The 12,142-nt window shown below is 73.9% G+C and carries 9 protein-coding genes; 4 read left to right on the top strand and 5 right to left on the bottom strand.

All coding sequences use genetic code 11. The annotated features are described in order from the left end of the window. Window positions 1-9: 9 nt before the first annotated feature. Window positions 10-1,692 (bottom strand): hypothetical protein, encoded by a 1,683-nt coding sequence (locus tag PSQ21_RS20445; RefSeq protein WP_274032070.1) that lies wholly within the window; start codon window positions 1,690-1,692, stop codon window positions 10-12. A 188-nt stretch (window positions 1,693-1,880) separates the two neighbouring features. Further along, on the bottom strand, window positions 1,881-3,263 hold the full coding sequence (locus PSQ21_RS20440; protein ID WP_274032069.1) for a transcriptional regulator: 1,383 nt from the start codon (window positions 3,261-3,263) through the stop codon (window positions 1,881-1,883). Between the two features lie 299 nt (window positions 3,264-3,562). On the opposite strand from PSQ21_RS20440, the gene PSQ21_RS20435 reads away from it, so the two are divergent. The 3 genes from PSQ21_RS20435 to PSQ21_RS20425 all read left to right on the top strand — a co-directional run bounded on the left by PSQ21_RS20435 (window position 3,563) and on the right by PSQ21_RS20425 (window position 6,788). Next, window positions 3,563-4,243: a bifunctional DNA primase/polymerase gene (locus tag PSQ21_RS20435; RefSeq protein ID WP_397990061.1), complete on the top strand. Its 681-nt coding sequence runs from the start codon at window positions 3,563-3,565 to the stop codon at window positions 4,241-4,243. Between the two features lie 83 nt (window positions 4,244-4,326). After that, complete coding sequence (locus tag PSQ21_RS20430) at window positions 4,327-5,154, top strand: ABC transporter ATP-binding protein (protein ID WP_274032067.1); 828 nt, start codon at window positions 4,327-4,329, stop codon at window positions 5,152-5,154. Continuing rightward, window positions 5,151-6,788 carry a transporter gene (locus PSQ21_RS20425; RefSeq protein WP_274032066.1) on the top strand — a complete coding sequence of 546 codons (1,638 nt, stop codon included), beginning with the start codon at window positions 5,151-5,153 and terminating at the stop codon, window positions 6,786-6,788. The genes PSQ21_RS20430 and PSQ21_RS20425 overlap by 4 nt, the downstream gene beginning before the upstream one ends. A gap of 82 nt (window positions 6,789-6,870) precedes the next feature. On the opposite strand, the gene PSQ21_RS20420 is transcribed toward PSQ21_RS20425, so the two are convergent. After that, a complete protein-coding gene (locus tag PSQ21_RS20420; protein WP_274032065.1) occupies window positions 6,871-7,761 on the bottom strand; it encodes an alpha/beta fold hydrolase in 891 nt (296 codons plus the stop codon). 705 nt (window positions 7,762-8,466) lie between these two features. Next, window positions 8,467-9,159: a metal-dependent transcriptional regulator gene (locus tag PSQ21_RS20415; protein ID WP_274032064.1), complete on the bottom strand. Its 693-nt coding sequence runs from the start codon at window positions 9,157-9,159 to the stop codon at window positions 8,467-8,469. A gap of 254 nt (window positions 9,160-9,413) precedes the next feature. Here PSQ21_RS20415 and PSQ21_RS20410 point away from each other — a divergent pair, with 254 nt between their 5' ends. After that, window positions 9,414-10,169 (top strand): SIS domain-containing protein, encoded by a 756-nt coding sequence (locus PSQ21_RS20410; protein ID WP_274032063.1) that lies wholly within the window; start codon window positions 9,414-9,416, stop codon window positions 10,167-10,169. A gap of 224 nt (window positions 10,170-10,393) precedes the next feature. Here the strand turns inward: PSQ21_RS20410 and PSQ21_RS20405 are convergent, their stop codons facing one another. After that, on the bottom strand, window positions 10,394-11,812 hold the full coding sequence (locus PSQ21_RS20405; protein ID WP_274032062.1) for a PAS domain-containing protein: 1,419 nt from the start codon (window positions 11,810-11,812) through the stop codon (window positions 10,394-10,396). Window positions 11,813-12,142 lie beyond the last annotated feature (330 nt).

Raw genomic sequence — 12,142 nt, 5'->3', positions numbered from 1 at the left:
ACCCCGGCGTCAGAGCTCGGTGGGCGTGTGCTTGGTGAGGCCGTACTTCACCGCGATCGCGTTCCAGAGGGTGGACGCCTCGCGCTTGGCCTGGGTGGCCACCCCGCTCTGGTTGTTCGCCTTGGCCGTCTCGTTCGTCGACCGGGCCTTGCCGCCCTTGCAGACGGACTTGTTCTTCTTGGCCTGCCGCGCCCAGGTGGCGTAATGGTCGTCGGCCGCCGCCGACGCCTTCCACGCCCGGTTCAGCGCGGCCGTGAGCTTCGCGTTCTGCGGGAGCTTGTCCACGGTCAGGCCGTCGAGCCGGGTCACCAGGTCGCGGCGCTGCTGGGCGGCGCCCCTGAGGTCGGCGTCCGCCCGGTCCAGGTCCTTGCAGGACTTGATCTTCTCGACCGCGCTGATCACCGCGGCCCGGCTGTTGTTGCTGTCGGCCAGCAACTTGTCCAGCGCCTCGGCCTGCGGCTTCGCCGGATCGGGCGGCGCGGCCTCGGTGGTGGGGTCCGCGACCGGTGAACTCTGCGCGGCAACCGGCTGCTTGTCGTCCTTGCCGGAATCGTCGCCACCGCTCAGCAGCGCGCCCGCGCCCAGTCCGATGACGGCGCAGCCCACGACGACGGCGGCGATCAGCGGGACATGCGCGGACCGCCGGCGCGGGGCGCCGCCACTCGGCTGCGGGGCCGGGCCGTCGTGCTCCGCGCGGCCCTGAAGGCCCTGGAGGCCGGACGGGTAGCCCCCGGGCGCCTGGGGCGGCAACTGGCCGCCCTGGGGCTGCCGGTGAGGCTGCTGGGACTGGTGGGGCTGGTGGCCCTGCTGCTGATACGGGGCCGGGGGCTGCTGCTGGTACGCCTGCGGGGGCTGCTGCCCCGCGTCGAACTGCGGCATCTGCTGCGTGGCGCCCGCCGGTTCCTCGCTGCGGAACAGGTTGTCGAACTCCGCGGGCGGCTGCCGGTCCCCCGGCGCGCCCGGCCTGATCCCGTACGGGGCCCCTCCGGGCACCGGGGGTATGTACTGCGTCGCGTCGGCGTCGCCGCCGCCCTGCGGGGCCCCCACGGGGCCGGGGCCGCCCGGGACGGGCGCGATGAACTGCGTGGCGTCCGCGTCACCGCCCGGAGCACCCTGCCCGCTCTGACCGCCCGGTCCGCTCTGACCGCCCGGTCCGGCCGGTCCGCCCGGTCCGGCCTCCGGCGGCAGCGGCTGTGCGTACGGCTGGGGCTGCGGCGGCTGGTGCTGCTGGCCCTGGAGCTGGCCCTGGTGCTGCTGGGGGCTCTGGTGCGGTTGGGGGTACTGCGACTGGTAGGCACCAGGTTGCTGGGGCTGCTGGGACTGCTGCTGCTGTTGCGGCTGGTAGGAGCCGGGCTGCTGAGGCTGCTGATGCTGCTGATACGCCCCGGGCTGCTGGTACGCCTCCGGGCCCGGCGGCTGCTGCGCGGGCGGCAGCGGCTGCGCCGGCGGGTAGCCGTAGGCCCCCTGCGCCTGCTGGCCCGGCTGCGACGGGGCGGCGGACTGCGGCCCCCACTGCCCGCCCCACGGCTGACCGCCCGCGGGCGCCGCCTGCCCGCCCTGCTGCCCGCCCTGCCCGGCACCGGGCGCCCCAGGGGTCCAGGGGGCTCCTCCGTCGGCAGGCAGCACGACACCCTCGTGCGCGGGTCGTGCGGCGGGGAGCTCGTGCTCGCCGCCCTGTCCGCTCTGCGTCACCAGGACTCCTACGTGTGAACCTACGGAACCGTCGGCTCACGCTATCGGGTGGTCGCCCGCCTCCGCCAAGCGCGTGGTGCCCCTCACGACCCCTTCACAGGGCGGGTAACATCACGCCGCCCCGCGACGCTGTTAACGGCCGGGCCGCCGCGAACACGGCCCGGACCGCATCGGCGACCCGTGTCCTCTCAGGCCGCCTGGAGCTCCAGCCGCTCGCCGAACTCCCGTACCGCGGGCTCCTCGCCGTAGGGCGTGAGCCGCTGCTGGAGGTCGTCGAGATACTCGGCACCCCGGCTGGAACGCACCGTCGCCAGCAACTCCATCGCCCGGGTCCCCGTGTGGCACGCCCGCTCCACCTCCCGCTGCTGCACCTGGGCCGAGGCCAGCAGCACCAGCGCGATGCCCCGGCGCCGGGCCCGGGTCTCCGGCAGCGCGGCCAGCGCCTCCTTGGCCCGCCGGGCCGCCGCCTCCGGCTGCCCCAGGTCCCGGTGGCAGTGCGCCAGTTCGTCCGCGAGGTAGCCCGCGTCGAAATGGGCGATCCAGGCCGGGTCGTCGCCGGACTCCGGGCCCGCCTGCTCCAGCGCGGCGACCGCCCGCCCCGACACCGCGTGGCAGGTCCGGGCGTCACCGAGCAGCGCGTGCCCCCGGGCCTCCGCCGCGTAGAACATCGCCTGGGCGCGGGGGGTGACGTGCCCCCGGGCCCCTTCCTGTGCGGCGCGCGCCAGTTGGGCGATCTCACGGGGGTTGCCGAGCTGGGCGGCGAGGTGGCTCATCGACGCGGCGAGCACATAGCCGCCGTACGCCCGGTCGCCCGCCGCCTGCGCGAGCCGCAGCGCCTGGATGTAGTAGCGCTGGGCCAGGCCCGGCTGGCCGGTGTCGACCGCCATGTAGCCGCCGAGCTCGGCGAGCCGGGCCACCGCGCCGAACAGCTGCCGCCCCACCTGTTCGCGGTACGCCCCCGAAAGCAGCCCGGAGACCACGCTGTTGAGGTAGTGCACGAGCACCGGCCGCACATGGCCGCTGCCGAAACGGTGGTCGAGGTCGGTCAGCGCGGCGGTCATCGCCCGCACCGCCTCGACGTCGGACATCCCGACCCGGGCCCCCGCCGTCCGCTCGACCTGCGCGTCCGGACCCGAGATCAGCCAGTCCCGGCTGGGCTCGACCAGCGCGGACGCGGCGACCGCCGACCCGGCGAGCAGGTCGCGGCGGCCCACGTCGCTGCGCCACAGCTCGCAGACCTGCTCGACGGCCCCGGCGACCGTCGGCGCGTACTGGAGGCCGACGCCGCTGGCCAGGTTCTTGCCGTTGGCCATGCCGATCTCGTCGATCGTGACCGTACGGCCGAGCTTGCGGCCCAGCGCCTCGGCGATGATGCCCGGGGCCCGGCCCCGGGGCTGCTGTCCCCGCAGCCACCGGGCCACGGAGGTCTTGTCGTAGCGCAGATCGAGACCACGCTCGGCCCCGACCATGTTCACGCGGCGCGCCAGGCCCGCGTTGGAACAGGCGGCTTCCTGGATGAGCGTCTGGAGCCGTTCGTTGGGCTGGCGGGCTACGAGAGGCCTTGCAGCCATATGTCCCCCTGAAGCATCGGTTATGTGCAGTGATCGGTGGAAGGGATCACTGCCCGTCACATACACAAGAAATGCGCATATTCCATCGGCATTCGGTACGGACATGGCGCGTTGCACCGTCCTGGAGGCCGGGGAGCGGCCCTGGGCGGCGGTCCTGGAGGTGGTTACCCCGCCTTCGGTGCGAGGCCTCACGCGCGCCCCCGCTCGTGCACCGATGCGCCCCGCGTGCGGCTTCGATGCGCCGGTCCCCGGTTCAGGGGAGGCCGTAACCCCAGGTGACGGCGGGAGTTGTGCCGGGCGTGGAAAAGCCCATCGGAGTCACGGAAGCCGTACAGGTCCCTCAGCAGCGCGTCGGGCATCTGCTCGACGCCGCGGTGCGGTATGCGGAAGAGCGTCATTGGGACGTGTTCCCCGGCACCTGGCTGGAGGCGGTGGGCGGCGGGGAGCGGTGTTCGTGCGGCGACGCCGACTGCGCCCTGCCCGGGGCCCACGCGGACCGGCCCGACTGGGCGGGCCGGGCGACCGGCAGCGGGGCCGCCGCCCGGCGCATGTGGAGCAGGCAGCCCCGCGCCTCGGTACTGCTGCCGGCCGGCCGGGCCTTCGACGCGCTGGAGGTCCCGGAATCCGCGGGGTTCCTGGCACTGGCCCGGATGGAGCGGATGGACCTGACGCTGGGCCCGGTGACCCGCACGCCCGACCGCCGGATGCTCTTCTTCGTCCTGCCGGGCGCCGCCGCCAAGGCCTCCGAGCTGGTGCGCGGGCTCGGCTGGAACGCCGAGGCGATCGACCTGACCGGCCGCGGCGAGGGCCACTACATCGCCGCACCGCCCACCCGGGTCGGTGCCCGGGGGGCCGTGCAGTGGGCCCGGCAGCCCACGCATGCCAACCGCTGGCTGCCCGAAGTGGAGGAGCTGATCAGCCCGCTGGCGTACGCCTGCGCGCGGGAGGCGACCGACGCCCGTACGCGCGTCGTTCCGTAGCGCCCGGACGGCGTCTCCTGGGGCTCCGGCCAGGGCCTTTCGTAGGGTGGTCCCCATCTATGGGGATATCGAAAGGCTGTGCCATGCCGGACCGGGCAGATGCACGTACGGAGACAGACGCGGGGACGGGCGGTGCCCACGAGGCTCGGCCCGCCGTCCGCGTACAGGGGCTGTGGAAGCGGTTCGGGGATCAGGTCGCCGTCGGGGGGATCGATCTGGAGCTGCCCGCAGGGAAGTTCATCGGCCTGGTGGGGCCCAACGGGGCGGGCAAGACGACGACGCTCTCGATGGTCACCGGGCTGCTGAGGCCCGACATGGGAAAGATCGAGGTCGCGGGCCACGACGTGTGGACGGATCCGGTCGAGGTGAAGTCCCGGATCGGGGTGCTGCCGGAGGGGCTGCGGCTGTTCGAGCGGCTCTCGGGCCGTGAACTGCTGGCCTACAACGGGCGGTTGCGCGGCCTGCCGGGGGACGAGGTGGACAAGCGGGCCACCCAGCTGCTGGACGTGCTGGATCTCGCGGGCTCGCAGCACAAGCTGGTCGTGGACTACTCGACCGGCATGCGGAAGAAGATCGGGCTCGCCGCCGCTCTGCTCCACAACCCCGAAGTGCTCTTCCTGGACGAACCGTTCGAGGGCGTGGACCCGGTCTCGGCGCAGACCATCCGGGGGGTGCTGGAGCGCTACACCCGGTCCGGGGCGACCGTGGTCTTCTCCAGCCATGTGATGGAGCTGGTCGAGTCGCTGTGCGACTGGGTCGCCGTGATGGCGGCGGGCCGGATCAAGGCGCGGGGCACACTGGACGAGGTGCGCGGCGACGCCCCCTCGTTGCAGCACGCCTTCCTCGAACTGGTCGGCGCGGGCGGCCGGGACGCCGGCGACTCCCTCGACTGGCTGGGCGGCTCCCGATGAGCGTGCTGGACGCCCCGGTCGCACCGGCCGCCCCGGCGGCGCCGACGACGGGGCTGACTCCGATCTTCGTCCGGCTCAAGCTGACGCTGCTGCGCAACGGGCTGCGGCAGTCCTCCGGGCGCAAGGCGGTGTTCATCACCTCCCTGGTCTTCACGCTGCTGCTCGCCGCGGGACAGGTGCTCGGCCTGGTCCTGCTGCGCGGCGACGAGCACGCGGGCACCGTCGTGGTGCTGCTGACCGGTGTCGTGGCGCTCGGCTGGGCGGTGCTGCCGCTGTTCTTCCCCACGGGTGACGACACCCTCGACCCGACCCGGCTGGTGATGCTGCCGCTGCGGCCCCAGCCGCTGATCCGGGCCCTGCTGGTGTCCTCGATGATCGGCATCGGCCCGCTGTTCACCCTGTGCCTGGTGGCCGGTTCGGTCATCGCGCTGGCGCACGGGGCGGCGGGCGTGCTGTTCGCGGTGCTCGCGGTCCCGCTGACGATGCTGCTCTGCGTGGCCCTGTCCCGGGCGGTGACCACGGCCAACGTCCGGCTGCTGAACTCCCGCAAGGGCCGCGACCTCGCGGTGCTCAGCGGTCTGGTGATCGCGGTGGGCATCCAGTTCGTCAACTTCGGCGCGCAGCGGCTCGGGCAGTCCGGCGGGCTCTCCACGCTGGAACCGGCGGGCGACGTGGTCCGCTGGCTGCCCGGCGCCTCCGCCGTGGGGGCGGTGGAGACGGCGTCGGACGGTGCGTACGGGGCCGCGGCCCTCCAGGTGCTGATCACGGTGGCGGCCCTGGTGGCGCTGATGTGGATGTGGCAGCGGAGCATGGTGAGGCTGATGACCTCGCCGGACGGTTCGACCCTGGCGGCGGCGGAGCCGGCCCGTGAGGAGTCCGGCCGGGGCGGTCTTTCGGCGCTGCTGCCGGAGGGCCGCACCGCGACGGTGATGCAGCGCGGCCTGCGGTACGTGGCCCGGGACCCGAAGACCAAAGCTGCCTGGGTGACGGCGCTGGCGGTCGGGGCGATCGTGCCGCTGCTCAACGCGGTGCAGGGCACCGGCTCGGTCTACTTCGCGTGCTTCGCCGCCGGGATGCTCGGCATGCAGATGTACAACCAGTTCGGCCAGGACACCTCGGCCTTCTGGATGGTGGCGCTGACGATCTCCTCGCCCCGGGACGCGTACGTCGAACTGCGGGCGCGGGCGCTGGTCCTGCTGCTGCTGACCCTGCCGTTCACGCTGCTCGTGTGCGGGGTGACGGCGGCGGTGATCGGTGACTGGCGGTCGCTGCCGGGGGCGCTGGGCCTGTCGTTCGCGCTGCTGGGCTCGATGCTGGCGACGGGCGCGGTGGCGTCGGCGCTGTTCCCGTACTCGATTCCGCAGGAGGGCGCGTTCAAGAACGTGGTGCCGGGGCAGGGCGGTCTGGCCTGGATCTCGATCCTCGGCGGCATGCTGGCCGCCGGGCTGCTGGCGGCGCCGGCGATCGCGCCGATCATCTGGATGCACGTCACGGACCACCACGACGCGTTGTGGCTCCTGGTGCCGGGCGGGCTCCTGTACGGGGCGCTCGTCGGGTGGGCGGGGCTGCGGATCGCCGCGCGGCGCACGGCGGCCCGGCTGCCGGAGATCCTGTCGGCGGTCAGCAAGGGCTGAGAACCCGGGGGCGGCCGGGCCGGTCAGGTCAGGTCAGGTCAGCCGGAGGCTACGGGGGGGGCGGTTCGTGGTCGTCCGTGGGCTACGAGGAGGCCGGTTCGTGGTCGTCCGGGGCAGCCCTCACCTGTTCCAGGAACGGTTCGACCGCGGCCCGCCAGCCCTCCGGCTGGTCGTAGTGGACGAGGTGGCCCGCGTCCGCCACTTCCGCGTACTGGCCGCGGGGCAGGACCCGGACCATCTCCTGGGCCTCCGCGCGGCCCAGCTCCCCGTCGAGGCCGCGCAGCACCAGCGCGGGGCACTGGACCTGGGCCAGCTCCTCCCAGTGGGCGTCGAAGACCCAGGTGGCGCGGGTGCGGAGCATCTGGCGGCGGGAGAAGACGGGGCGCCAGCCGTCTTCCCGCTCGGCCATCACCTCCGCGTAGAAAGCCCCGCGCGAGGGGTTCGGCCGCTCCACCCAGGGGTCGTCCTCGCCGAACCACTTCCGTACGTCGGCGAGGGTGGCGAAGGGCAGCGGCCAGGAGTCGAACCAGTCGCTCCACTCGCGCTGGGAAGCCGCCCCGAGGGCGGAGGCCCGCATGTCGCAGACGACGAGGGCGCGGACGAGGTCGGGGCGCTTGGCGGCGAGCTGCCAGCCCGTGAGCGCTCCCATGGCGTGGCCGACGACGGTGACGGGACCGAGCCCGAGCTGTTCGATCGCGGCCTCGGCGTCGGAGACGTAGGCGTCGCGGGTGTACGGGCCGTCGGCGGGCTTGTCACTGCGGCCGTGGCCCCGTTGGTCGAGGCCGACCGCGCGGTGCCGTTCGGCCAGCCAGCGGGCGGTGGGGGCCCAGTGCGAGGCCCGGCCCATCAGCCCGTGCAGGAGTAAGACCCCTGGAGCACTCTCCGATTCCGCGCGCCCCTTGGGCGGATCGGCGAACTCCCATGCCGCGAGGCGTACGCCGTCGGTTCCGGTCACATCGATGCGCCGCACCATAGTCCTGGCACCCCCTTCTGGTCCTCGATCACCGTGTGGTCGCACCTCGCCAGGTTATCGAACTCATATTCGAGAGCGGGGGTCCGCCACCCAAGACCCCACGTTCGAGTGACACCCGTCAAGGATTGATGCCGACCGGCCTGGGGAGATCTTCAGCGGGAGGCGGGCCGCTCGGGGACAGGGGCCCGCGGGAACTGACCTTGAGAGCTCGGGGCTCCGGGTCAGCACAGGGGAGGAACGGCCCCGGCGCCTTCGGACGCCGGGGCCGCCCCCTGTCCGGGGACGTACCCCGGCACCCTCGACAACGATGCCGGGCCGCAGCGCGAACCGCCCCGCCCCGGCCGGGATCCGGGCGCGGAGAAGCGCTCCGGGCACCGTGCGGTGCGCGAGCTGGTACGACGGGCGCATTCCCTGCTCCCTCCCCGACCGTGCCGGCCGGAGCCGGCCGACACCCCAGGTCCTCTGCCTGGCCTCAGCCTGGCATGTGACGCGTCCGGCCGCTGCCATTCCGGACGGAAATCGGAAAGCGCACATCACGGTTGTGTTGCCGTCACCGGCCGGCGGCCGATCACCGGACCGGCCCCGGGGCGGCGAACGCGTCGGCGTCGGCAACAACCACGCCAGGCCGGGCGGCAACCACGTTAGGCCGGGCGGCAACCACGCCAGGCCGAGTGGCAGCCGCAGCGGCGCGGAGCGGCAGCCGTGTCAGCGCTTGGCGACGAAGACGTGCGAGGCGACCTCGGAGCCGAGCTCGGCCGCCTCCCCGCTGGAGCCGACCAGCACCCCGCCGGGCGACTCGGTCACGCTGACGACGGACCCGGGCTGCACCCCGGCCCTGCGCAGCGTGTACATCAGCTGGGCGTCGGTCTGGATCGGCTCCCCGATCCGCCGCACCACCACGGTCTTGCCCTCGGCGCCCGGGTCCAGGTCGGCCAGGCTCACCATGGAGGCGTCCAGGAACGGATCGGCCTCCGCCTTCTCGCCCAGCTCCTCCAGGCCCGGGATGGGGTTCCCGTACGGCGACTCCGTCGGGTGACGCAGCAGCTCCAGCACCCGCCGCTCCACCGCCTCGCTCATCACGTGCTCCCAGCGGCAGGCCTCGGCGTGGACCTGCTCCCACTCCAGACCGATGACGTCCACGAGCAGACACTCGGCGAGCCGGTGCTTGCGCATGACGCGGGTGGCGAGGCGACGGCCCTCCTCGGTCAGCTCCAGATGGCGGTCTCCCGCGACCTGGACCAGCCCGTCGCGCTCCATGCGGGCCACCGTCTGGCTGACGGTCGGACCGCTCTGGTCCAGCCGTTCGGCGATGCGGGCGCGCATGGGGACCACGCCTTCCTCTTCCAGTTCGAGGATGGTGCGGAGATACATCTCCGTGGTGTCGATCAGTCCGGACATACGTGCCCCTCGATGCTGTGACTAGAAAACGTCGTGCGATGGCCCTGTACCAATTCTGACGCATGGCGCCGACAACCGTGCCGCCCCGGTGGAAGACCGGTGGAAGAGCGTGCGGCCGGGGCCACGAGGCGCTATTGACAGGCCACTGGTCCAGACCGCAACGTGATCGGCGGCACCGGCGTCCCCGCCCCTCGGGGCGCCCGGCCCACCACGCGCCCCACCCCGTCCCCATCCCCGCCGAAAGGGCTCTCCCGATGAGCGACAGCAAGCTGGCCGGTCAGTTCTTCGATGCGGCGATCGGCCTGCTGACGCGGGTGCGGGACGAGGAGGCGGACAGCATCGCCGCCGCCGGCGCGGCCGTCGCGGACACCGTCGAGGCCGGCGGCAGGCTCTTCGCCTTCGGTGCGGGCCACTCCTCGCTGGCCGCCCAGGACGTCGTCTACCGTGCGGGCGGCCTGGCGCTGATGAACCTGCTCACCGTGCCCGGCGCGGTCGGCGTGGACGTCATGCCCGCCACGCTCGGCTCGGCGCTGGAGCGGGTGGACGGGCTCGCCTCGGCCGTCCTGGACTCCAGCCCCGCCACCGCCGGGGACCTTCTGGTGATCGTCTCGCTGTCCGGGCGCAACGCCCTGCCGGTCGAGATGGCGCAGAACGCCCGCGCCCTCGGGCTGAAGGTCATCGGCCTCACCTCGGTCGCGTACGCGGAGGGCACCCGCTCCCGGCACGCCTCGGGCGGCTTCCTGCGCGACCACTGCGACATCGTCCTGGACAGCAAGATCGCGATCGGCGACGCGGAGCTGACGTCTCCCGGCGTCGACGCCCCCTTCGCCCCCGCCTCGACCGTGGTGACCAGCGCGATCATGCAGGCGATGCTGGCCGCCGCCGTCGAGCGGCTGGTGGCCCGGGGCATCGAGCCGCCGATGCTGCGCTCGGGCAACGTCGACGGCGGCCACGAGTGGAACGGCCGGGTCATGACGGAGTACCGCGACCGGATCTTCTACCGCCACTGAGCGCCCCGCCCCACCCCGCCCCGCCCTGCGCAGCCCAGCCCCGCGCCGCCCCGCGCACAGCCGCTTTGCCGGACCGGATTGTCCGAAGCGGGGCCCGGCTCCGCCTCGTTCCCCTGCCCGGCCCGCCTCGTGCCCCTGCCGAGCTCGCCGGGCGGGACCGGCGTGCGCCGATGCGGGACCGGCGTGCGGCCCCTGGTGGAGGGACGCGGCGAGATCCCGCCCGCCTACGTCCCCGCCGTCACCTGCGCCAGGTCGACCGCTCCCGCGACCCGGGCGGCGACCGTCTCCGCGTACGCCGCGTCGGTGTGCTCGAAGGCGGACCGGTTCGCCGCGCGGAGGAACGTCAGCACGCCCAGCGTCCGGCCCCGGCTCCGGAGCACCGAGCAGAGCGCGTGCGCCGCGTCCCGGGGCCAGCGGCGTTCCGCGGCCCAGGCCTGGGCGGCGGCTCCGGCGCCCGCGCTCGTACGGACGGAGCCGGTGCGCTCGACCGACTGGAGGGCCGGATGGCCGGGGCCGTAGCGGGCCGGGACGGCGCCGCCGGACACCGGGAGGCAGGGGCCGGGAGCGTCGAAGGGCGTGGCGGCCGTACGCACCAGGCGCTCGCCGGCGGCCAGGTCGACCAGGACGTGGTCGGCGAACCCGGCGAGCGCGAAGTCCAGCAGGGAGGTCGCCGCCTCCATCGGGTCCTCGCACTCGGAGGCCGTACGGGCGGCCCGGTGCAGCTGGCTCGTCCGGAACCGCAGCCGGTCGGCCTCCCGCTCCGCGAGCCGGCCGGTGGTGACGTCCCGGAAGAGCCACCCCACCCCGAGCGGGACCGGTTCCTCCGTCAGCGGCGAGGCCAGCCGCAGGTATCCGCTGCGCCAGCACCGGCGGCGTTCGCCCTCCGCCGTCCGCAGGGTGACCCACAGCTCGGCCGGGGCGCTCGGGGCGCCTTCGGCGAGCACATGGTGCAGGGCCGCCTCCAGTTCCTCCACGCCCTCGACCACCAGGTCGCCGAGCGGGCGGCCGAGGAGGGCCGTACGGGCCCCGCCGAGCGCGCGGGCCGCGTACGCGTTGACGACCGTCGGGCGCAGGTCGACGTCGAGGAGGACCACACCCCAGGAGGCGTCCTCCAACAGCGCCTCGCTCAGCGCGATGGCCCGCTCCAGGTCGATCTGGGCGTGCACCTCGGTGAACGCGCAGTACACCCCGGCCGGCTTCCCGTCCGCGCCGCGCACCCCGGCTGACTGGGTCCGCACCAGCACCCGGCCGCCGTCCTTGCGCAGCAGCGCGAACTCGTGCACCTGCCGCCCCGGCGCGTCCATGGCCGACATCAGCCGCTTCTGCACCTCGTCCGCGTCGGCCCGGCGCACCGCCCAGCCCGCGAAGCCGTGACGTCCCACGGCCTCGCGCGCCGACCAGCCGAGGACGCGTTCGGCCTCGCGGTTCCAGTGGGTGACCGTGCCGGCCGCGTCGAACGCGCAGAGCGCGGCGTCCATGCCGTCGAGCAGCGCGGCCAGCAGCTCGGACCCGGGGGGCTCACCGGCTGTGCCGCCCTCGCCCGCCGGGGGCCCGGGGTCCGCGGAGCGCCCCGGGGGCACGCCGCCGGAATCCTCGTCCGGCCCGAGCTCGTCGGTGGTCCCGCTGCTCCTGGAAACACCCACTTCGCACCCCCCGCAGAACGTGTCCGCCGTTTTCCCACGCGTCGCCGCGTGTATTGCCGCACGTCAGACCATTCAACTCGAACGTGACCCAGCACACATCAACTTCACCGAAATCGTTTCTCCCACCGCCGGATCTCCGATCGCTTTCCATCGCTTTCACGCCACCCCGCGCAAACACGCCAGGGCCTCGTTCGGCGCTCCGGCATGGGGAGTTCACCGGCAGCACGGCGGTGCGTGGTGACGACGTCACACAGAGTCCACCGGGCACCCCCAGCCTTGGTTCGCCCCCGCCCCCCCGCCCCCGCACGCGCCCCCGCCCGCCTCGCCCCT

This window comes from Streptomyces sp. MMBL 11-1 (genome assembly GCF_028622875.1).
Lineage (GTDB): Bacteria > Actinomycetota > Actinomycetes > Streptomycetales > Streptomycetaceae > Streptomyces.
Note: the sequence above shows the minus strand (reverse complement) of the source record. Positions and strands in the feature narration are given on the sequence as shown.